We start from the raw sequence: 21,901 nt of genomic DNA, 5'->3' as shown, positions 1-21,901 counted from the left end.
CAGACCATGACCACAGTCATTAAAAACGGCACCATCGTCACCGCCGACCTCACCTACAAGGCCGACGTCCTGATCGAGGGCGGCGTCATCACCGCAATCGGGCAAGGGCTCAAGGGCGATAAGGAACTGGACGCCACGGGGTGCTACGTCATGCCGGGTGGCATTGACCCCCATACCCACCTCGAAATGCCGTTCATGGGCACTTATTCCTCGGACGATTTCGAAAGCGGCACCCGCGCGGCACTGGCGGGCGGCACGACGATGGTCGTCGACTTTGCGCTGCCATCACCGGGGCAGGGTCTCCATGATGCCCTGCAAATGTGGGACAACAAATCGACCCGCGCGAACTGTGACTATTCGTTCCACATGGCGGTCACATGGTGGGGCGAACAGGTCTTTAACGAAATGGAATCCGTGATCCGTGATCGCGGCATCAACACGTTCAAACACTTCATGGCCTATAAGGGCGCGTTGATGGTGAACGATGATGAAATGTATGCCTCGTTCCAGCGTCTCTCCGAACTGGGCGGCATCGCGATGGTGCACGCTGAAAACGGGGACGTTGTCGCCGAACTCTCGGCCAAGCTTTTGCGTGAAGGCAACACAGGCCCTGAGGCCCACGCCTATTCCCGCCCGTCTCAGGTCGAAGGCGAAGCCACCAACCGCGCGATCATGATCGCTGACATGGCGGGCGTGCCACTCTACGTCGTGCACACCTCTTGCGAAGAGGCTCACGAGGCCATCCGCCGTGCCCGCATGAACGGCAAACGCGTCTGGGGTGAACCGCTGATCCAGCACCTGACCTTGGACGAGAGCGAATATTTCAACGCTGACTGGGACCACGCCGCCCGCCGCGTCATGTCCCCGCCGTTCCGCAATAAGAAACATCAGGACAGCCTCTGGGCGGGCCTGCAATCTGGGTCGCTCTCGGTCGTGGCAACGGACCACTGCGCCTTTACCACGGATCAGAAACGCTATGGCGTAGGTGACTTTACCAAGATCCCGAACGGCACAGGCGGGCTTGAGGATCGTATGCCGATGCTCTGGACCCACGGTGTCAACACAGGTCGCCTAACGCCGAATGAATTTGTCGCTGTAACCTCAACCAACATCGCGAAAATTCTGAACTGCTACCCGAAAAAAGGTGCGGTTCTCGTGGGTGCCGATGCGGACCTCGTTGTCTGGGACCCAGAGAAAGAAAAGACCATCTCGGCCTCTTCGCAACAATCGGCAATCGATTATAACGTGTTCGAAGGTCAGACGGTGAAGGGCCTCCCACGTTTCACTTTGACCCGCGGGCATGTGGCCATCCATGATGGTGAAATCCGCACCCAAGAAGGTCATGGCGAGTTCGTGAAACGCGGTCCAAACACCGCCGTGAACAAGGCCCTGTCCACGTGGAAAGAACTGACCGCACCGCGTCCTGTCGAACGCAGCGGCATCCCGGCAACGGGCGTTTAAGAAGAAAGAAGAAGACCTGATGAGTGTCATCGAAGCCAAAGGCCTCAACCTTACCTTTCAGACCAACGACGGGCCAGTTCATGCCCTTCGCGACGTCAACCTCACCATTGAGAAAGGCGATTTCGTTTCATTCATCGGGCCTTCTGGCTGCGGAAAAACGACGTTCCTGCGCTGCATCGCGGGGCTGGAACATCCCACGGGCGGCACGCTCTCTGTCAACGGCATGACCCCCGACGAGGCTCGCAAGGCGCGGGCCTATGGATACGTGTTTCAGGCAGCAGGTCTGTATCCGTGGCGTACAATCGGCGGTAACATACGTCTGCCGCTAGAGGTCATGGGCTTTTCCAAAGAGGAGCAATCCCAGCGGGTGAAAAAGACGCTCGATCTTGTGGACCTCACTGGGTTCGAAAAGAAATTCCCGTGGCAGCTCTCTGGCGGGATGCAGCAGCGGGCGTCGATTGCCCGTGCTCTGGCCTTTGATGCCGACATTTTGCTGATGGACGAACCCTTTGGCGCACTCGACGAAATCGTCCGCGATAAACTGAACGAAGAGCTTTTGAAACTCTGGGCCCGCACAGAGAAAACCATCGGCTTCGTGACTCACTCTATCCCAGAGGCGGTCTATCTCTCGACCAAAATCGTCGTGATGTCGCCCCGTCCGGGTCGGATCACCGATGTGATCGAAAGCACCCTGCCGCGCGAACGTCCCTTGGATATTCGGGACAGCGCAGAGTTCATTGAAATCGCCCACCGTGTCCGCGAAGGCCTGCGTGCGGGGCATATTGATGACTAAGGTTGGCCCCATCCTGACTGTCGTCCTCGCGATCATGGCGCTCTGGTATGTCGCCTGTATCCCGATGAACGTGCAGGAAACGCTCACCGCTGCCGAACGGGCAGGGGCCGTAGTGACCCCCGACAACGCCCGCGCCCGCGCAGAGGTCGGACGGTTTTCCCTGATGCTGCAAAACACCGATACCCTAGCTGGGAGCTGGTCGGTCGAACGCGCCCGTCTGCCCGCGCCACATCAGATCGTGGCAGAGCTTTGGGATAGCACATGGACCGAAGAGGTCTATGGTCGCCGTGGCATCGTGAACTCGGGCAGCCTGTCGAATAAATCGCTGATCTATCATGGCTGGGTCACGCTCTCGGCGACCGTCGTTGGTTTCGCCATCGGCGCGGGCCTCGGCGTGCTGCTCGCGGTCGGCATTGTGCACAGCAAAACCATGGATATGTCGGTCATGCCTTGGGCGATTGTCAGTCAGACGATCCCGATTGTGGCGCTGGCCCCGATGATCATCGTGGTCCTTTATTCTTTTGGTATCCAAGGCCTGATCCCCAAGGCCGTGATCAGCGCCTATCTGTCCTTCTTCCCCGTCGTTGTCGGCATGGTCAAAGGTCTGCGTAGCCCTGATGCGATGCAGTTGGACCTCCTTCACACCTATAATGCGGGTCAAGGCGCGACCTTCTGGAAACTCCGCCTGCCGTCCTCGGTGCCGTATCTCTTTACCTCGCTCAAGGTCGGCATCGCGGCATCGCTCGTCGGTGCTATCGTCGGTGAACTGCCTGTGCAGCGCGGTGGGCTAGGCGCGCGCATGCTGGGCGGGTCGTATTACGGCCAGACCGAACAAATCTGGGCGGCACTGTTCTTTGCCGCTGGCATGGCAGCACTCTTGGTCGCGCTGATTGGCTGGGTTGAGGCCCGCACCCTCAAACGGATGGGAGTGCAGGCATGATCTACGTCCTCTTTGCCGCTCTGATCTGGGCCATGGGCTGGGGTCTGAACGCCGTGATCGCCAACGGTCGCGCCGCCAAAACGCCCGCTGCACAAATAGGGGTGCCGCTGATTTTCGGCGCAACCGTGCTGATCATCTGGGAACTTTTGGTCACGGGCCTGAACATCTCTGCCGTGATCCTGCCAGCCCCCACCGCCATCGCATCCGCCTTTGGCGCAAACCTCGCGATCCTCTGGGCAGATTTCTTCCAAACCTTCGTCAAAGGCGCGTTCAGCGGCTATGTGATCGGCTGTGGCGCGGCCTTCCTCGTGGCGATTGTCGTCGACCGCTTTGATTTCCTGCGCCGTGGCCTTTTGCCTGTCGGGAACTTTGTCGCGGCCCTGCCGATTGTGGGCACCGCGCCTATCCTCGTGATGTGGTTCGGCTTTGATTGGCAGTCCAAGGCCGCCGTTGTCGTGGTCATGGTGTTCTTTCCCATGCTGGTGAACACGGTCGCGGGTCTGCGCGATACCTCTACCATGCAGCGCGACCTGATGCGCACTTACGGCGCGTCCTACACGCAAACGCTTTTGAAACTCCGCATCCCCGCCGCCATGCCCTTTGTTTTCAACGGGCTCAAAATTGCGACATCGCTGGCGCTTATCGGCGCGATTGTAGCCGAATTTTTCGGCTCACCTGTTTTGGGGATGGGGTTTAGAATTTCGACATCGGTCGGTCAGTTGGCCCTTGATATGGTCTGGGCAGAGATCGTTGTCGCGGCAATTGCGGGCAGCCTGTTCTACGGGCTGGTCGCCAAGATCGAGCAATGGGTGACCTTCTGGCATCCATCGCAACGAAAACACTAACCGGCGCAAAAGTCGGATCACCACCAACAAGGAGTACCCCAATGAAGACCTATATGATCGGCGCCGTGGCCGCCCTATGCACCGCCACAACAGCCTTTGCAGACGATGTCACGCTTCAGTTGAAGTGGGTCACCCAAGCCCAGTTCGCAGGCTATTACGTCGCGCTAGAGCAGGGCTTTTACGAGGCCGAAGGGCTGGACGTGACGATCCTCGCAGGTGGCCCCGATATCGCACCGGGTCAGGTGCTCGCGGGTGGCGGCGCTGACGTGATGATCGACTGGTTGCCATCGGCATTGGCGGCCCGCGAAAAAGGCCTGCCGATCGTCAACATCGCACAGCCCTATAAATCCTCGGGCCTCATGCTGACCTGCTGGAAAGACAGCGGCATCACGGGCCCCGCCGACTTCCCTGGTCACACCATCGGCGTTTGGTTCTACGGCAACGAATATCCGTTCCTGTCGTGGATGAGCCAAGAGGGTATCTCCACCGATGGTGGCGAAGGTGGCGTGACCGTCCTGAAGCAGGGCTTTAACGTTGACCCGCTCTTGCAGCGTCAGGCCGACTGTATCTCTACCATGACCTACAACGAATTCGGTCAGGTGCTTGAGGCTGGCGTTTCGCCCGACGAACTCGTCACCTTCAAATACGAAGACGTGGGCGTCGCAACCCTTGAGGACGGTCTCTATGTCCTCGAAGAGAACCTCAACGATCCGGCCTTCGCTGACAAAATGGTCCGCTTTGTGCGTGCATCGATGCAGGGCTGGAAATGGGCTGAAGAGAACCCAGAAGACGCAGCCATGATCGTTCTCGACAACGACGAGACAGGCGCGCAGACCGAAGAGCACCAGATCTACATGATGGGTGAAGTTGCGAAGCTGACCGCTGGTTCGAATGGCGCGCTGGATGTTGCGGACTATGAACGCACCGTTGCGACCTTGCTGGCTGGCGGTTCTGATCCTGTGATCACTGTTGAACCGTCGGGCGCATGGACCCATGCGATCACTGACGCAGCGCTTCAGTAAAACGAAAACGGGCAGGAGAGTGATCTCCTGCCCAACCTTTTATCCGCGTGATGCCTTTTCGGCGATGCCAGACTGCGATGTGCGTTTGTCCAGCTCTGCCTCAATATCAGCGAGCGTCACATCGCGGGCCGCACACATCACCAGCAGGTGATAGAGGCTATCCGCCGCTTCCCCGATCAGCTTTTCACGGTCGCCTTTGACCGCTTCGATGATCGCCTCAACGGCTTCTTCGCCAAACTTTTCAGCGCATTTTTCAGGGCCTTTGGAGAACAGCTTGGCCGTCCAAGAGCTCTCTGGGTCTGCGCCTTTGCGCGACTGGATGGTTTTATCGAGATCGTAAAGCGACATCAGAGCCTCACTGGAATGCCGGCAGCGGCCATGTGTTCTTTGGCCTCACCGATTGTGTAGGTGCCAAAGTGGAAAATCGACGCCGCGAGAACAGCCGACGCACCACCCTTGGTCACACCTTCAACAAGGTGATCGAGGTTCCCCACACCGCCCGAAGCGATCACGGGGATATCCACCGCGTCCGAAATGGCCTTGGTCAGGGGCAGGTTAAAGCCCGCCTTGGTCCCGTCGCGATCCATCGAGGTCAGCAGGATTTCCCCTGCGCCTTTCTCCATCGCGGTGATTGCAAATTCGACCGCATCAATGCCCGTGGGCTTGCGTCCACCGTGGGTGAAAATCTCCCAACGGCCAGGTTCAACGGTTTTCGCGTCAATCGCACAAACGATGCACTGCGACCCGAACCGCATCGCCGCGTCCGTCAGCACATCAGGGTCCGCAACAGCCGCCGAATTGAACGACACCTTATCCGCACCCGCCAACAAGAGCGCCCGAACGTCATTGTGCGTCCGAACACCGCCACCGACCGTCAGGGGCATGAAACAGGCCTCTGCTGTGCGGGTCACCAGATCGAACATCGTGCCGCGGTTCTCATGGGTCGCATGAATGTCGAGGAAACACAGTTCGTCCGCACCTGCGGCGTCATAGGCCTTTGCGGCTTCGACGGGATCACCGGCGTCGATCAGGTCAACGAAATTGACGCCCTTGACCACGCGGCCATCAGCGACATCTAGGCAGGGAATGATACGGGTCTTTAGCATGACCTTTCCTTACGCGGGCAGGGCGCAACGGGCAAGTTGTCGTTTGCGCCGTGGTGTGAAATGGTCCGCACAAATAAGGAGAATACGAATGACATTCGCAAACTACCCGAGCCTCAAAGACAAAGTCGTTTTCGTCACAGGCGGTGCGTCAGGCATTGGTGCGGATATTGTGCGGGCTTTTGCAGCCCAAGGGGCGCAGGTCGGCTTTATCGACATTGATGAGGACGCGGCCGTTAAACTGATGGACGAAGTCGACGGTGATCTGACTTTTGCAGCGGCAGACCTCACGGATATCGACGCCCTCCGCGTGGCCTTTGCCGCGCTAGAGAACGAGGTCGGCTATGCGGACGTTCTGGTCAACAACGCCGCCCGCGATGACCGCCACGATTGGCGCGATGTAACGCCTGAATACTGGGACCAGCGTCAGGCGACCAACCTGCGCCATATGTTCTTTGCGATCCAAGCCGTGGCCGACGGCATGATCTCCAAAGGGGGCGGGTCGATCATTAATATGGGGTCAAACAGCTGGTGGGAAGCCGCAGGCGGTATGCCCTCTTACACCACAGCAAAGGCCGCTGTGCACGGTATGACCCGTGGCATGGCGCGTGACCTCGGCCCGCATCGCATCCGTGTGAACACCGTGGTTCCGGGTTGGATTATGACCGAACGGCAGAAGCAGCTTTGGGTCACGCCCGAAGGCATCGCGAAACACAAAGAGCGTCAGTGCCTGCCCGATCTGATCGATCCGATCTACGTTGCACGCATGGTGCTGTTCCTTGCCTCTGACGACGCAAAGATGTGCACGGCGACGAACTACGTTGTGGATGCGGGATCGATTTAATCGATCACGCGCGGCACATGGTTTCGGCGGTCTGAGCGAAGTTCTTGTAGCGCAGCCAAAACGCCTCGGTCGCGGGGTTATCGGATTGGCGCGTATCTTGAGCTTTTTGCGGATCGCCGAAGAGTTCCGCCGCGCGGGTCTGGTCCGACCCACGCAGGGTCTGGTTCGCCGCCCGCTGGATGCAAGAACACAGCGCAGGGTTCGCAGCGGTGCGGTGGCTCGACATACAAGCCTTCGAAATATCGCCAGACGCGCCCGATCGTCCACCACCACAGGACATCAGTGCCAAACAAGCCATTCCGGCCATCACAAAACGGACCATAAAAACCTCTGCCGATTAAACGCCCCACCCATCAACGTGGGCTTTGCTGGGCTGATTTGCCTCTCAGGGGCAGAGTGCCAGAGAGGGGGCCGAATGTCCACGCGGCATAAGGCTCGAACGAAAACAGGGCGCAAAACTGCGCCCTGTTCCGGTCCCGAAGGACATATTCAATCGGCGATTATGCCAGAGCGAGGTTCGAAGCCGACTCGCGACCGTCACGGCCGGATTCGATGTCGAAAGTAACCGCTTGACCGTCTTTCAGACCGGTCAGGCCAGCGCGCTCAACAGCAGAGATGTGAACGAAAACGTCGTTACGTGCGCCTTCAACTTCAATGAAGCCGAAGCCTTTGGTTGCGTTAAACCATTTTACGGTACCATTAGCCATGGTGTAGTTCCTTTATGTTAAGGCGCCCGCAAAACGCGACGCCGCCGGCAGCTCAACGTCGAATAGCTGGGCCGGGTAAGGAACAGTGTCGAAATTCAGATTGCATCCGCCGTCTAACAGAGTGTCCCCCTTTACGCAAACGAAAACGGGGACCGCCCTGGCGGGGCATCCTTGTCCGACCGTTTGCCCGCTCTAGTTCAGCCAAGTTGGCGCCTTGACTGCAAATGAAAGTCCGCTGCCTTATGAAACCAAAGCGAGCGGTCTAAAGAAATGCGGGACACATGATTTTCCAAATTCTCGAAGTAGTCCTGCCCATCTTCATAATTATTTCGGTCGGATTTGTTTACAGCCGTGCGGTAAAGCCCGATTTGTCTGGCATTAACCGCATGATCGTCGATATCGCGCTACCCGTTTTAATTTTCACGTCACTCTCGAATAAAGACTTCGATCCGCTGTCAGCGGCGATGTTTGCAATGGCCTCTGTGCTGCTCATCCTCGCCAGTGGTGTATTGGCCTACCCCTTCGCTCGGTTCTCGGGTGCGAATTGGCGTTCCCTTTTGCCCTGCGTCATGTTCGGCAATGTCGGACCCGTTGGCATTCCGTTGATCGTGCTCGCCTTTGGGCCTGAAGGACTGCCGATTGCGGTGGTTTTACTGGTCCTATCCAACATCCTCCATTTCACACTGGGCGCGGGCGTGATGAGTGGTCGAACCCATTGGCGGATCGTGTTCACCAATCCTCTGGTCTGGGCGACGGTTGCGGGAATAGCCGTTTCACAGTTTGGTCTGACCTTCCCGAAATGGGTGGATACACCGCTGACGATGATCGGGAATATCCTTGTTCCGACGATGCTCTTGTCACTCGGTGCGCGGCTGTCCACCAGTGCAATCAGCGATGTCGGGGTAGGCGTGCGCGGCACCGCACTGACCACGCTGGCGCGGATTTTTGCTTGCTACATCATACTGTTGTTCATTCCGCTCGAAGGGATCGAACGCGGCGCGCTGATCCTGTTTGCCTGTCTGCCGTCCGCTGTGTTCAACTACATGCTCGCCGACAAATACGATGCAGAGCCCAACAAGGTCGCCTCCATGGTCGTCACAGGTCATTTCGGCAGTCTGATCGTTTTGCCCCTCGGGCTATTGCTGGCCTTGATGTGACGATGGGGCCGAAAATCCGGCGGTGGAGGGCGATCAGAAATGACGCCCGAACCGCCGCAAATGCAAAAAGTTTTGTGCTTGCAAAATTAGACCTAACTATTCACCAATTCCAAGAATTCGAATGAGGGAGGATGTCGATGACAAAGGTAGCATTTTTAGGGCTTGGCGTGATGGGTTACCCGATGGCGGGCCATTTGCAGGCCAAGGGGCATGACGTCACCGTCTATAACCGCACCGCGGCCAAGGCCGAAAAATGGGTCGCCCAGCATGGCGGCGCGATGGCAGCCACCCCGCGTGAGGCCGCTGCGGGTGCGGACATTGTATTCGCCTGCGTTGGAAACGATGACGATTTGCGCGGCGTCTGCACAGGGGCAGATGGTGCCTTTGCGGGCATGTCGAAGGGCGCGATTTTTGTCGACCACACCACCGTGTCTGCCGCTGTGACACGCGAACTGTTCGCCGCGGCTGAGGCGCTCGGCCTCGGGTTTGTGGATGCGCCAGTTTCGGGCGGGCAGGCGGGTGCCGAAAATGGCGTCCTGTCGGTCATGTGTGGCGGTGTTCAGGCGCAATATGACACAGCTGAACCTGTGATTGCCTCTTACGCGCGCATCTGCCGTCGCATCGGCGACTCTGGCGCGGGTCAAATGACCAAGATGTGCAACCAGATCGCGATCGCGGGCCTTGTTCAGGGTCTGTCAGAGGCGCTGCATTTCGCGGAAAAAGCAGGCCTCGACGGGGCATCCGTGGTCGAAGTGATCAGCCAAGGCGCTGCAGGCAGCTGGCAAATGTCGAACCGTTACCAAACCATGATCGACGACCATTTCGAACATGGCTTTGCCGTGGATTGGATGCGCAAGGATCTTGGCATTTGTCTGTCGACCGCAGATGAAACAGGGGCGAGCCTGCCGGTCACCGCGCTGGTCGATCAATTTTATAAGGACGTTCAAAAAATGGGCGGCGGACGTTGGGATACGTCATCGCTCATCAAACGTCTTCGTGCGGCGGGGTAATCCCTCGCGTCACATGTAACGAAACGAACCGCCGCGCCCCACGAAGGAGACGACCGTGACCAAGCCGAAACTGCTGATTACGCGTAAACTACGACCCGACGTGGAGGCGCGCGCGGCGCGTGACTATGACGTGACCTTTAACCCCGAGGACCGTCTGTTCACCCGCGACGAACTGATCGCGGCTTGCCGCACTGTTGACGCCGTACTGCCCTGCCATTCCGAACTTTTCAGCGCCGATGTAATCGCTGAGATCGGCGCGGGGCTAAAGATCATCGCCAACCATTCGGTCGGCACCGATCACGTCGACCTTACTGCTGCCAAAGCGGCGGGGATTGTCGTCACAAACACTCCTGATGTGCTGTCGGATGCGACCGCTGAAATCGCGATGCTCTGTATGCTCGGCGCTGCGCGGCGCGGGGCCGAAGGGGACGCGATGGTGCGTTCTGGTCAGTGGAATTTCTGGTCGCCCGCCTTCATGGTTGGGCGTCAGGTGACCTCCAAACGGTTCGGTGTTCTGGGCATGGGGCGGGTCGGCCAAGTCACCGCTGAACGGGCGCGCGGGTTTGGAATGGAAATCCATTACCACAACCGCCGCCGTTTGCCCGAACACCTGGAAAAAGGGGCGATCTACCACGACACCCTCGAAGGCCTTCTCGCCTGTTCGGACGTGTTGAGCCTTCATTGCCCATCCACGGCTGAAAACGCTGGAATCATCAACGCCAAAACCCTTGCGCTTTTGCCAGATCGGGCGATTTTGGTGAACACGGCGCGGGGCGCATTGGTTGATGAAACCGCTCTCATTGACGCTTTGACGTCAGGTAAATTGTTCGCGGCAGGGTTGGATGTTTTCCAAACAGAGCCGGGCGGAAACCCAAAGCTCGCTGCCTTGCAGAATATATTCATGTTGCCGCATATTGGCTCGGCAACCGAAGAGACACGGGATGCCATGGGCTATCGTGCACTCGACAATCTGGACGCCTATTTTAAGGGTGAAGAGCCCCATGACCGCGTGGCATAGTATTAAAAATTAAGGATAATTTTTTCTTTTTCATTTTGATTTCCATCTGGTGGAAAAGATAAATTTATTTGCTTGATTTTGATGAAAGGCCTTCTACCGTATGAGATAGATTAACGACACATGATGTGTCCGAAATCGTCTGGGAGGACATCAATGACTAAGAAAACTGACACTGCGCGTTTGTCGCGCCGTTCCTTTATTCGTACCGGTGCCCTAGGTGGTTCGGCTGCTGCCGCAACCGTTCTGGCGGCTCCGCCGGTATTGGCCCAATCTCCGATCGTAATGAAAATGCAGACCTCGTGGTCTGCGTCGGACATCTGGATGGATTTCGCGCGCGAATACGTTGACCGCGTTGAGGCTATGTCCGGTGGCCGCATTAAGATCGACCTTCTGCCAGCAGGCGCAGTTGTTGCCGCGTTCCAGGTGATGGACGCTGTGCATGACGGCGTTCTCGACGCTGCGCACACTGTGCCTGTGTACTGGTACGGTAAATCCAAAGCGGCGTCGTTCTTCGGCACCGGCCCTGTATTCGGTGGCTCTGCTACAACGATGCAGGCATGGTTCTATCAGGGTGGCGGCGCAGAACTGTATCGCGAACTGACCCAAGATATCCTCGGCCTGAACGTCATCGGTATGATGGGTATGCCGATGCCTGCACAGCCGTTTGGCTGGTTCAAACAGGAAGTGAACACCGTCGAAGACCTCAACGGCTTTAAATACCGTACTGTGGGTCTGGCTGCTGACCTTCTGCAGAGCATGGGTATGTCGGTTGCTCAGCTTCCGGGCGGCGAAATCGTTCCCGCAATGGAGCGTGGCGTGATCGACGCGTTCGAATTCAACAACCCGTCGTCGGACCGTCGTTTCGGTGCGCAGGACGTTGCTAAGAACTACTACCTGTCGTCCTATCACCAGGCGTCGGAATCGTTCGAATTCCTCTTCAACAAAGACTTCATGGAAGACCTGCCAGAAGACCTGCAGGCGATCCTCAAACACGCAGTTGAAGCGTCTTCGACCTCGAACACCGCTCTGGCGATGCGCGAATATTCGAAAGACCTCGCAGAACTTCAGTCGGACGAGGGCGTCACCGTCCACCGTACGTCCAAAGAAATTCTCGCGGGTCAGCTAGCCGCTTGGGACACGCTGATTGCTGATCTGGAAACGGATGAGTTCAACGCACGTGTCATGGAAAGCCAGCGTGCTTGGACCGAAAAAGTTGCGTACTACGAACTGATGAACGCACCTGACCTCGGCCTCGCATATGACCACTATTTCCCGGGTAAGCTGAAGCTCTGATGATCAGCAAAAAGGCGCGGGGGACCGCGCCTTTTTCACCTAGGATTGGTCCGGACTGGAGTTACGAATGCTAAAATATATCCGATTTGCCGATACTGTATCTGCGTGGTTCGGCAAGGCTTTTGGATGGCTGATCATCCTGATGACCCTTGGCATGAGCTACGAGGTCTTCGTTCGGTATCTGTTGAACAGCCCCACACCGTGGTCGCTGGACATCAGCTTTATCATGTATGGGACGTTGTTCATGATGGGCGGCGCCTACACCCTGTCGCGTGGCGGGCACGTGCGCGGCGACTTCCTCTACCGGCTGTGGCGGGAACGGACTCAGGCGATTGTCGACCTGACACTGTACATCCTGTTCTTCTTCCCCGGTATCCTCGCGCTCATCTTTTCGGGCTGGAAATACGCAAGCCGGTCGTGGAGCTACACTGAGGTCTCGGTGAACAGCCCCGCAGGCATTCCAATCTATCAGTTCAAAACTGTGATCGTTGCGGCAGGCCTGTTGCTCTTGATCCAAGGTATCGCGCAAGTGTTCCGCTGCATCATCTGCATCAAAGAGGGCAAGTGGCCCCCGATGGCGTCGGACGTAGAGGAAACCGAAACCCTACTTATGAAACAGGCATCTGAGGGCAAATAATCAGGTCCCCATCTGGCTGAGACCTACTCATCTGCCGTCCTATTACTGGAGTTCACACCGTGACCGATCCGCAAATCGCTCTTACCATGCTGGGCATCTTTATTGCCTGCGTGTTTTTGGGCTTCCCGATTGCCTATACGCTCATGGCGATTGGCCTAGGCTTTGGCTATTACGCCTATTTTGACGCTGCCCGCATGTGGCGCAGCTTTAACCGACTGACCGAAGACGCTGGTTGGTGGGACTCGACCTCTCTCTGGCTAGAGGGGTTCTATAACAACCGTATTTTCGACCTCTTCATCAACCAAACCTACTCAGTCATATCAAACGAAGTTCTCACGGCGATCCCGCTGTTCCTCTTTATGGGCTACATCGTGGAACGTGCGAACATCGTTGATAAGCTGTTCAGCACGCTTGCACTCGCATCGCGCAACATTCCAGGTTCGCTCGGCGTGGCCGCCCTGATCACCTGTGCGCTCTTTGCGACCGCAACGGGTATCGTGGGCGCGGTTGTGACCCTGATGGGCCTCTTGGCGCTGCCGCAGATGCTCAAGATGCGCTACGATCACAGCTTTGCGGCTGGCATCATCTGTGCGGGTGGTACGCTGGGTATTCTGATCCCGCCGTCGATCATGCTGATCGTTTACGCAGCATCGTCGGGTGTTTCGATCGTGCGTCTTTACGCTGCGGCTCTGCTGCCGGGTCTCGTGCTGGTTGGCCTCTACATCACTTACATCGTTGTGCGGTCGGTCCTGAACCCGAAACTCGCGCCGAAACCGACCAAGGACGAACTGCCCGAGGTTCCGACAGGCAAGATGCTCTGGATGCTGGCGACCAGCTTCCTGCCTCTTGCGCTCCTGATCCTCTCGGTTCTTGGTTCCATCCTCTTTGGTCTGGCAACCCCGACCGAGGCAGCCTCGATCGGCGCGCTGGGTGGTATGGTTCTGGCGATTGCCTACCGTGCCATGACCTTTGATCGTCTACGGGAAAGCGTCTATCTGACCGTCCGTACCACCGCGATGGTGTGCTGGCTGTTCGTTGGTTCTTATGTCTTCTCGGCTGTGTTCAGCTACTTGGGCGGTGAACAGGTGATCGCAGAGTTTGTGACCCACCTCGATCTGACACCGATCCAGTTCCTGATCATCGCTCAGTTGATCATCTTCCTTCTCGGCTGGCCGCTGGAATGGTCCGAAATCATCATCATTTTCGTACCGATCTTCCTGCCGCTTCTGCCGATGTTCGGGATTGATCCGCTGTTCTTTGGTGTGCTCGTGGCGCTGAACCTTCAGACCAGCTTCTTGACCCCACCAATGGCGATGAGTGCCTACTACCTCAAAGGTATCGCTCCGCCAGAAGTGAAACTGCTCGAGATCTTCAAGGGCGTGCTGCCGTATTGCGGTATGGTCGTGATAGCCATGTTACTCATGTACACCTTCCCGCAGATTGTCTTTAGCCTACCGGATGCCGTCTATGGTCCGCAGCGCTAAGATACAGGCCATACTCGGTTTGGGGGCGGTCGCTTTGCGCGACCGCCTCGCATCGGGTGAATTCACGGCCGTCGATGTGGTCGAGGCCTGCCTTGACCGCATTACCGAATATGAACCGCAGGTTGGCGCTTGGGCGTGGCTCGATGGCGATCACGCCATTCAACAGGCGCAGCGTCTGGATCAATGGCGGCAAATGGGACGTCCCTTGGGTCCGCTTCATGGGCTACCTGTTGGTCTCAAAGACATCATCGACACCAAAGGCACCCCGACCGAAAACGGAACCCCCATCGACGCGGGTCGTGTCCCGTCCGAGGATGCTTGGATCGTCGCACGCCTGCGGGCTGCGGGTGCGATCATCTTGGGTAAAACGGTCACGACTGAGGCCGCGTTCATGCACGCGGGCAAAACCCGCAACCCACATAATCCCGATCACACCCCCGGTGGGTCATCCTCTGGCTCTGCTGCGGCTGTCGCGGCTGGCATGGTGCCCTTTGCCATCGGTACGCAAACGGGCGGCTCTGTCATTCGACCTGCATCGTTCTGCGGGATCGTTGGGTTCAAACCCACCTTTGGCCTCATCCCGCGCACGGGTATCCTACCGCAATCGCCACACCTTGATACCGTTGGCGTCTTTGCCCGCACCGTCGAAGATTGCGCTCTCTTGACCGAGGTCATCGCAGGCCATGACCCGCTGGACCGCGCGACGTCCCCAGTTCCAATGCCACGGATGCTCGACGTGGCGTTGTCGAAACCACCCGTGCTGCCCGACTTTGCCTTGGCCCGTATCCCGGGATGGGATCAGGCTGATCCGCAAATGACCGCCGCCATCGAAGAACTGGTCGACCTCTTGGGCGACAAATGCATTGATGCCCCGCTGCCCGAACTGAGCCAAGCCGCGAAAACCCGCGAGCTGATCAACTTCGCTGAAATGGCGAAATGCTACTACCACTTGGAGGCCCGTGGGCGGGATCAACTGTCGGACAAACTCCGCACAGCCATCGACAAGGGCAAAGACGTCATGGCCCGCGACTACATCTCTGCGCTCGACTGGCGCGAGGTGTTGAACGCTGGGTTCGAGGCGATCTTTAACCGTGCAGACGCGATCATCTGTCCTGCTGCCCTCGGCCCCGCGCCCGAAGGGTTAGAGGACACAGGCAACCCAATCTTTAACGGGCTTTGGACCTTGGCTGGGATGCCCAGCGTCACGATCCCGCTCTTTGTCGCGGAAAACGGAATGCCGATGGGGGTCCAGCTTGTTGGTCGTCGCAATGATGATGCGCGGCTCTTGCGGACAGCCAAATGGCTCAACTCACATATAGAAACACTCGAAACAGGGAACTGAGACTATGAACAATACGATTGCTGTATTTGCGTTTTTGGTGGTCATCGCCTTCTTGTCGATCCTTGTGATCCATGTCCCGCGCGTTGACTTGATCTCAGTGATTGCAATCACGGTGGCACTGGGCCTTTGGGACCTCTACACCACCTGCTTTGCCAAAAAGAGCTAAGCACATAAAAAACGGGCGGCCCCAGAGCCGCCCGTTTTCGTTTATCTATTTGACCTCAGAGCGTGGCGAGGAAGTGATCAATGCCCGCCTGTGCGACCTCGCGGTCTTGGGCTGGGGTGCCTGACGACACACCGATGCCGCCCACAACGTCCCCGTCGACGATGACGGGCAGACCGCCACCGACGACCATCAAACGGCCCCCGATTGCAGAGTCGATGCCATAGGTCGGACCACCGGGTTGGCTAATCGCGCCGTAATCATGCGTCGCCTTTTTCGCCGCCGACGCGGTAAAGCTCTTGTCGATGGCGATAGTGATCGACGTGACCTTGCCGCCGTCCATCCGTTCAAAAGCCACCAGATTGCCGCCTTCGTCTGTGATCGCGATGCACATCGGAACGCCAATCTCACTCGCTTTGGCCCGCGCACCCTCAAGGAGGATGCGCGCGTCGTTCAGGTCTAGTCGCTTAATGATTTGCATGACGCTCTCCGATCACTTCGCAGCAGCTTTGACGCGCAGGCGCGCCTTATACAGAAGCGGTTCAGTGTAGCCCGACGGCTGCGAAATCCCTTCGAGCACCAGCGCACGCGCCGCATTGAACGCCTCGCCATCGAACGACGGTGCCATTGGTTTGTATGCCGGATCGCCCGCGTTCTGCGTGTCTACCTTCGGTGCCATACGGCGGAAGGCCGCTTCGACCTGATCTACGGTGCAGATGCCATGCTCGATCCAGTTGGCGAGGTATTGCGACGAAATCCGCAGTGTCGCGCGGTCTTCCATCAGGGCCACATCGTCGATGTCTGGCACTTTGGAACAGCCGATGCCCTGATCAACCCAACGCACCACATAGCCCAGAATGGACTGGCAGGCGTTGTCCAACTCGCGGGTCACATCCTCGTCCGACACATTGCGGCCGATCATGACAGGCGGCGTCAGCAGCGCGTTCTGCGAGGCATGGTCACGCGACCGCAGCTCGTTTTGAACCTCGGACACATTCACATGGTGGTAATGCGTCGCGTGCAGGGTCGCAGCGGTGGGCGATGGAACCCAAGCGGTATTCGCGCCAGCCTTCGGGTGACCGATTTTCGCCTTGAGCATATCCGCCATATCGTCCGGACGCGCCCACATGCCTTTGCCGATCTGCGCCTGACCCGTGAGGCCAGCCGCCAGACCCGTGTCCACGTTGCCGTTCTCATAGGCACCGAGCCACGAGCTCCCCGCCATTTCGCCACGCGGGATCACAGGGCCTGCCTGCATCATCGTGTGGATCTCATCGCCCGTACGGTCGAGGAAGCCCGTGTTGATGAACACGCAGCGCGTCTTAACCGCGTTGATACAAGCCGCGAGGTTCGCTGAGGTGCGGCGCTCTTCGTCCATGATGCCGAGCTTTACGGTATCGCGCGGCAGGCCGAGCATGTCCTCAACCCGACCATAGAGCGTGTTGGCAAAGGCAACCTCTTCGGGGCCATGCATCTTTGGCTTCACGACGTAAACAGACCCGCTGCGCGAGTTCCGCATCCCGTCGGTTTTAGCCAGATCGTGCATCGCGCAAGCCACGGTGATCACCGCGTCCATGATGCCCTCGGGGGTTTCTTCGCCGTTCATCAGAACCGCGTTGTTGGTCATCAGGTGACCCACGTTGCGCACCAGCATCAGCGCGCGACCGGGGTGGGTAACGGCCTCACCATTCGGCGCCGTATAGGTCACGTCATCGTTCAGACGACGGGTCATGACCTTGCCGCCCTTGTCAAAGCTTTCTTCCAGCGTGCCTTTCATCAGGCCCAGCCAGTTCGCATAGACAACGCATTTGTCCTCAGCGTCCACTGCAGCGACAGAGTCCTCGCAGTCCTGAATAGCGGTCAGTGCGCTTTCCAGACGGATATCCGAAATGCCAGCAGGATCGGTCGCACCAATCGCGCTTTCGCGGTCGATCTTAATCTCGATCAGCAGGCCGTTGACGCGCAGCATCACATCGCCATTCGCACGGTAGCCCGCGTATTGGCTCGCGTCTTTCAGAGTGGTTGCAGCGCCACCAACGGTGATCGACAGAGCCTCACCTGCGTCGAGCGCCTCAACATCCGCCCACGATCCATTGGCCAGCGGAGCAACCTCATCCAGATGCGCACGCGCCCAGGCAACAACCTTTGCGCCACGCTCAGCGTCATAGCCTTTGCCAGCAGGCTTTCCTTCGATCGCGTCCGTGCCGTAGAGCGCATCGTAGAGCGACCCCCAACGTGCGTTCGCCGCGTTCAGCGCAAAGCGTGCGTTCATCACAGGCACAACCAGCTGCGGACCCGCAATGCTTGCGATCTCTGGGTCAACGTTTTCAACCTTGATCTCGAACGGCGCTGGTGCGGGCTGCAGATAGCCGATCTCGCGCAGGAACGCGTTCGCCTCTTCGACGTCAAAGTCCTTGCCCTTCTGCGCCTTATACCATGCGTCGATCTGCGCTTGCAGATCCTCACGCTTTTCAATCAACGCGCGGTTCACAGGCACGAGGTCTTTGAGAAGGGCGGAATACCCATCCCAAAATGCATCAGCATCAATGCCAAGCAGGATTTCGTTTTCGATGAGAGCCGCCAGATCAGCAGACACCTCAAGTTCAGAGCGTTTTACATAAGTCATAGCGGCCTCCATTTTTTAAAAATGTAGACCGAGGGCAGGCGGGGTGTTAACCATCGACGAAATAGTTTTTCACGATGCGGAAAATGTCGATGAAACAGAAAGTCGGATCAGTTCAGTCGGTGCAGCGGGCGATGACCCTGCTCAAGGCCCTCGCGGCCTCGGACGAAGGCCACCGTGTCAGCGACCTTGCCAAGGGTGCGGGCCTCGCTGTGTCCACCACCCACCGTCTGTTGACCACGCTCGAAATCGACAACTTTGCCTACTTCGATCCAGAGCGTGCGCTTTGGCATATCGGGCGCGAGGCCTACTCTGTCGGGTCGGCCTATGTGCAGAAATATAACTTTGTCACACCCGCCTTGCCCTACCTGCGAAAACTGCGGGATGAGACTCGCGAAACCGCGAACCTCGGCGTGCTGGACGGTGAGCAAATTGTTACGATTTCTCAAGTAGAAAGCCGCGAAATCGTCCGCGCTATTTCCCCCACAGGCGGGCGCGTTCCAGCCTTTTGTTCGGGCATGGGAAAGGCCATTTTGGCCACGTGGTCGGACAATCAAATCGAACGCTTCGCAGAGCGGGCAGGGTTCCACCCAATGACCCCTCGGTCGCACCGAAACCTCGATACTTTAATGACCGAAATTCGCCACATCCGCGAGGTCGGCTATGCAGTCGACGACGAAGAACACGCCGCTGGTTTGCGCTGCGTTGCTGCGGTGGTTTTGTCGCGTGCAGAGGATGCAGTCTGCGCGATTTCCGTCTCTGCACTCTCCTCGCGCCTTTCCCCTGATCGCATCAGTGAAGTCGGCGTTCGCATCCGCGATATGGCACAATCATTGACAGAATCGCTGCGCGGAACCGCTTAATAGTCCATTTTTCCACTAGATGGAAAAACTGGAAAAATTGCGTTGGTCTTTCCGCGTTTCGGCCTATTGTTAAATCAGGGAGGACGAACAGATGGACATGCCAATTCCAAGCGCAGAGATTTTGTCGCGCCGCGCAGATCATATTGCCGCGCTCAAATCCGTGGTGCCTGCGGACCGTGTGATTGAGGACGTGATTGGCCTGCGTGCCTACGAATGTGACGCACTCACTGCCTATCGCTGCACGCCCCTCGCTGTGGTTCTGCCCTGCAACACCGAAGAGGTCGCCGCCGTCCTAAAGCTCTGCCACGACCGTGGTATTCCTGTTGTCCCGCGCGGTGCAGGCACCTCACTCGCGGGTGGGTCGCTGCCGACTGCGGACGCTGTTGTTGTCGGCGTTGCCCGTCTGACGGATGTTCTCGAAGTCGATTACGACGACCGCATCATGCGCATCCAGACGGGCCGCACGAACCTCTCTGTCACCGCCGCAATTGAAGAGGACGGCTGGTTCTACGCCCCCGATCCCTCGTCGCAGCTCGCCTGTGCGATTTCGGGCAACATTGGCATGAACTCTGGCGGAGCGCATTGCCTCAAATACGGGGTGACAGTGAACAACCTCCTGGGCCTGCGGATGGTGCTGATGGACGGCACGATCATTGACCTCGGTGGTGCTCATATGGACGCAGGCGACATCGACCTTCTGCCCGTGGTCTGCGGTGCCGAAGGCCAGTTGGGTATCGTGACCGAAGCCACGCTGCGCATCTTGCCTAAACCCGAAGGCGCACGCCCTGTTATGGTGGCCTTTGGTTCCTCCGCCGTCGCGGGCGCTTGCGTGTCCGACATCATTCAGGCAGGCATCGTCCCCGTCGCCATCGAATTCATGGACCGCCCGTGCATCGAGGCCTGCGAAGCCTTCGCCAAAGCGGGCTACCCCGATTGCGAGGCGCTCTTGATCATCGAGGTCGAAGGCTCTGACCGCGAAATCGATCACCAGCTTGCCCTGATCCGCGAAATTGCCGAACGGCATAACCCTGACGAAATCCGCGAAAGCCGTTCCGCCGATGAATCTGCCCGTATCTGGTTAGGCCGTAAATCGGCCTTTGGCGCGATGGGTCAGATCAACGATTACATGTGCCTCGACGGCACGATCCCTGTGTCTGAACTGCCCTACGTCCTCGAGCGGATCGGTGAACTGTCGAAGGAATACGGCCTCGGCGTTGCGAACGTTTTCCACGCGGGCGACGGCAATATGCACCCGCTGATCCTCTTTGATGCGAACAAACCTGGTGATCTCGAACGGTGCGAGGCGATGGGCGCCGATATCCTACGCCTCTGCATTGAGGTCGGTGGTTGTCTCACGGGCGAACATGGCGTTGGCATCGAAAAACGTGACCTCATGCACGCGCAATTCAACGCCCAAGACCTAGAGGCGCAGATGATCGTTAAGGATGTGTTCGACCCGAAATGGCTCTTGAACGCGGCCAAAGTATTTCCGCTTGATGCGTCAGAGGCCCGCCGCGCATGACCCAAACGACATTCACCCCGACGACCGAAGACGAACTGTCCGACATTATCGCGTCTGCCTCTGGGCCGTTCGACATCGTCGGCGGCAGCACCCGCCATACGCCTGCGGGCCATCAGCGTCTGTCGACCGCTGGGCTATCGGGCGTGCGCCTTTATGAACCTGGTGCGCTGACCCTCGTGGCTGGAGCAGGGACCACGATGGCAGAGATCAACGCGCTCTTGGCCGACAACGGTCAGCGGCTGCCGTTTGAACCAATGGATCACCGCGCCGTTCTGGGCACCACGGGCGAACCAACACTCGGCGGGATGATCGCGCTGAACCACTGCGGCCCGCGCCGCGTTCAAGCTGGGTCGGCTCGTGACATGCTCTTGGGCCTGCGGTTCGTCGATGGCAGCGGACGCATCGTGAAAAACGGTGGCCGCGTGATGAAAAACGTGACGGGCTATGACATTGCCCGCCTCCATTGCGGGGCGCGTGGGAAACTCGGCGTGATGACCGAAATCTCGCTCAAGGTGCTGCCACTGCCCGAACGCACCGCCACTATGGCACTGGCCGAACAATCGCCCATCGCGGCGGTTGCGGGCTTGTCCAAAGCGCTCGGTTCCCCGTTCGAGGTCAACGGTGCCGCATGGCATCAGGACCGTATTCTCCTTCGGATCGAAGGGTTTAACGATTCCGTCAGCTACCGCGCCGACCAACTCTCGCGCCTGCTTCCGGGTCTGACCCTCGTCGATGAAAACCCGTGGGACGATCTGCGCGACGCGCGCTTTGCGGCCACCACGGATCGCGATATTTGGCGCGTGTCCCTGCGGGCCAGCAATGGCGCGAAAGCGGCTGAGCGTCTGATGGGCATGGGCGTCGATGTGACCTTGGACTGGGGCGGCGCGCTCCTCTGGGCGAGCACGGATAACGGATTTGACCTGCGTTCGGCGCTCGGCGGGCTGCACGGCCACGCAACGCGTCTGCGCGGGGCAGGGGATGCGCCCGCGCTCGAACCCGCCGCTGACGGCGTTGCCCAACTGACCACTGCATTGCAAAAAGCCTACGACCCACGCGGGTTGTTCAACGGGTGAT

23 protein-coding genes are annotated in these 21,901 nt (G+C 58.3%); 17 read left to right on the top strand and 6 right to left on the bottom strand.

Features of this window, described 5'->3' with window-relative positions:
- Nucleotides 1-6: 6 nt before the first annotated feature.
- The 5 genes from hydA to AC07ED_RS09240 are packed head-to-tail and all read left to right on the top strand — an operon-like array spanning nucleotide 7 to nucleotide 5,061.
- Nucleotides 7-1,461 (top strand): dihydropyrimidinase, encoded by a 1,455-nt coding sequence (gene hydA, locus AC07ED_RS09260; protein WP_105235534.1) that lies wholly within the window; start codon nucleotides 7-9, stop codon nucleotides 1,459-1,461.
- Nucleotides 1,462-1,480: 19 nt separating this feature from the next.
- Complete coding sequence (locus AC07ED_RS09255; protein ID WP_105235533.1) at nucleotides 1,481-2,254, top strand: ABC transporter ATP-binding protein; 774 nt, start codon at nucleotides 1,481-1,483, stop codon at nucleotides 2,252-2,254.
- Entirely contained in the window at nucleotides 2,247-3,194 is a 948-nt protein-coding gene (locus AC07ED_RS09250) for an ABC transporter permease (RefSeq protein WP_105235532.1), read from the top strand. Before AC07ED_RS09255 ends, AC07ED_RS09250 begins: the two co-directional genes overlap by 8 nt.
- Nucleotides 3,191-4,039, top strand: a complete 849-nt coding sequence (locus AC07ED_RS09245) for an ABC transporter permease (protein ID WP_105235531.1) — start codon at nucleotides 3,191-3,193, stop codon at nucleotides 4,037-4,039. Before AC07ED_RS09250 ends, AC07ED_RS09245 begins: the two co-directional genes overlap by 4 nt.
- A 41-nt stretch (nucleotides 4,040-4,080) precedes the next feature.
- On the top strand, nucleotides 4,081-5,061 hold the full coding sequence (locus tag AC07ED_RS09240) for an ABC transporter substrate-binding protein (protein WP_105235530.1): 981 nt from the start codon (nucleotides 4,081-4,083) through the stop codon (nucleotides 5,059-5,061).
- 39 nt (nucleotides 5,062-5,100) lie between these two features.
- Here AC07ED_RS09240 and AC07ED_RS09235 read toward each other — a convergent pair whose 3' ends face one another.
- Nucleotides 5,101-5,412 (bottom strand): phosphoribosyl-ATP diphosphatase, encoded by a 312-nt coding sequence (locus AC07ED_RS09235; protein ID WP_211096447.1) that lies wholly within the window; start codon nucleotides 5,410-5,412, stop codon nucleotides 5,101-5,103.
- Nucleotides 5,409-6,167 (bottom strand): imidazole glycerol phosphate synthase subunit HisF, encoded by a 759-nt coding sequence (hisF, locus tag AC07ED_RS09230; RefSeq protein ID WP_067549611.1) that lies wholly within the window; start codon nucleotides 6,165-6,167, stop codon nucleotides 5,409-5,411. Before hisF ends, AC07ED_RS09235 begins: the two co-directional genes overlap by 4 nt.
- An 88-nt stretch (nucleotides 6,168-6,255) precedes the next feature.
- On the opposite strand from hisF, the gene AC07ED_RS09225 reads away from it, so the two are divergent.
- Nucleotides 6,256-7,008, top strand: coding sequence for an SDR family NAD(P)-dependent oxidoreductase (locus AC07ED_RS09225; protein WP_105235528.1), 753 nt, complete (start codon nucleotides 6,256-6,258; stop codon nucleotides 7,006-7,008).
- Between the two features lie 4 nt (nucleotides 7,009-7,012).
- Here the strand turns inward: AC07ED_RS09225 and AC07ED_RS09220 are convergent, their stop codons facing one another.
- Nucleotides 7,013-7,330: an arginine transporter gene (locus tag AC07ED_RS09220; protein WP_105235527.1), complete on the bottom strand. Its 318-nt coding sequence runs from the start codon at nucleotides 7,328-7,330 to the stop codon at nucleotides 7,013-7,015.
- Between the two features lie 178 nt (nucleotides 7,331-7,508).
- Nucleotides 7,509-7,715 (bottom strand): cold-shock protein, encoded by a 207-nt coding sequence (locus tag AC07ED_RS09215; RefSeq protein ID WP_105235526.1) that lies wholly within the window; start codon nucleotides 7,713-7,715, stop codon nucleotides 7,509-7,511.
- 281 nt (nucleotides 7,716-7,996) lie between these two features.
- On the opposite strand from AC07ED_RS09215, the gene AC07ED_RS09210 reads away from it, so the two are divergent.
- The 8 genes from AC07ED_RS09210 (at nucleotide 7,997) to AC07ED_RS09175 (ending at nucleotide 15,822) form a co-directional block, all read left to right on the top strand.
- On the top strand, nucleotides 7,997-8,872 hold the full coding sequence (locus AC07ED_RS09210; protein WP_105235525.1) for an AEC family transporter: 876 nt from the start codon (nucleotides 7,997-7,999) through the stop codon (nucleotides 8,870-8,872).
- 137 nt (nucleotides 8,873-9,009) lie between these two features.
- Complete coding sequence (locus tag AC07ED_RS09205) at nucleotides 9,010-9,882, top strand: NAD(P)-dependent oxidoreductase (protein ID WP_105236375.1); 873 nt, start codon at nucleotides 9,010-9,012, stop codon at nucleotides 9,880-9,882.
- A gap of 55 nt (nucleotides 9,883-9,937) precedes the next feature.
- The gene (locus AC07ED_RS09200; protein WP_105235524.1) at nucleotides 9,938-10,900 is read left to right on the top strand and encodes a 2-hydroxyacid dehydrogenase; all 963 of its coding nucleotides are present in this window, start codon (nucleotides 9,938-9,940) and stop codon (nucleotides 10,898-10,900) included.
- A gap of 153 nt (nucleotides 10,901-11,053) precedes the next feature.
- Nucleotides 11,054-12,193 (top strand): TRAP transporter substrate-binding protein, encoded by a 1,140-nt coding sequence (locus AC07ED_RS09195; protein ID WP_105235523.1) that lies wholly within the window; start codon nucleotides 11,054-11,056, stop codon nucleotides 12,191-12,193.
- A 67-nt stretch (nucleotides 12,194-12,260) separates the two neighbouring features.
- Nucleotides 12,261-12,830, top strand: coding sequence for a TRAP transporter small permease subunit (locus AC07ED_RS09190; RefSeq protein WP_105235522.1), 570 nt, complete (start codon nucleotides 12,261-12,263; stop codon nucleotides 12,828-12,830).
- A gap of 59 nt (nucleotides 12,831-12,889) precedes the next feature.
- A complete protein-coding gene (locus tag AC07ED_RS09185; protein ID WP_105235521.1) occupies nucleotides 12,890-14,314 on the top strand; it encodes a TRAP transporter large permease in 1,425 nt (474 codons plus the stop codon).
- Nucleotides 14,298-15,656, top strand: coding sequence for an amidase (locus tag AC07ED_RS09180; RefSeq protein ID WP_211096398.1), 1,359 nt, complete (start codon nucleotides 14,298-14,300; stop codon nucleotides 15,654-15,656). The genes AC07ED_RS09185 and AC07ED_RS09180 overlap by 17 nt, the downstream gene beginning before the upstream one ends.
- A gap of 4 nt (nucleotides 15,657-15,660) precedes the next feature.
- Nucleotides 15,661-15,822, top strand: a complete 162-nt coding sequence (locus AC07ED_RS09175; protein ID WP_167668775.1) for a hypothetical protein — start codon at nucleotides 15,661-15,663, stop codon at nucleotides 15,820-15,822.
- Nucleotides 15,823-15,877: 55 nt separating this feature from the next.
- Here the strand turns inward: AC07ED_RS09175 and AC07ED_RS09170 are convergent, their stop codons facing one another.
- Entirely contained in the window at nucleotides 15,878-16,300 is a 423-nt protein-coding gene (locus AC07ED_RS09170; protein ID WP_067549742.1) for a GlcG/HbpS family heme-binding protein, read from the bottom strand.
- Nucleotides 16,301-16,312: 12 nt separating this feature from the next.
- Entirely contained in the window at nucleotides 16,313-18,445 is a 2,133-nt protein-coding gene (locus tag AC07ED_RS09165) for a malate synthase G (protein WP_105235519.1), read from the bottom strand.
- Nucleotides 18,446-18,534: 89 nt separating this feature from the next.
- Between AC07ED_RS09165 and AC07ED_RS09160 the strand changes: the two genes are divergently transcribed.
- The 3 genes from AC07ED_RS09160 (at nucleotide 18,535) to AC07ED_RS09150 (ending at nucleotide 21,900) form a co-directional block, all read left to right on the top strand.
- A complete protein-coding gene (locus tag AC07ED_RS09160; RefSeq protein WP_245918061.1) occupies nucleotides 18,535-19,305 on the top strand; it encodes an IclR family transcriptional regulator in 771 nt (256 codons plus the stop codon).
- 91 nt (nucleotides 19,306-19,396) lie between these two features.
- Nucleotides 19,397-20,827, top strand: a complete 1,431-nt coding sequence (locus tag AC07ED_RS09155) for an FAD-linked oxidase C-terminal domain-containing protein (RefSeq protein ID WP_105235517.1) — start codon at nucleotides 19,397-19,399, stop codon at nucleotides 20,825-20,827.
- Complete coding sequence (locus AC07ED_RS09150) at nucleotides 20,824-21,900, top strand: FAD-binding protein (RefSeq protein WP_105235516.1); 1,077 nt, start codon at nucleotides 20,824-20,826, stop codon at nucleotides 21,898-21,900. The genes AC07ED_RS09155 and AC07ED_RS09150 overlap by 4 nt, the downstream gene beginning before the upstream one ends.
- Nucleotide 21,901: the final 1 nt, after the last annotated feature.

The sequence above is a fragment of the Aestuarium zhoushanense genome (assembly GCF_056431045.1).
This window is presented reverse-complemented; position numbering and strand designations above follow the sequence as displayed.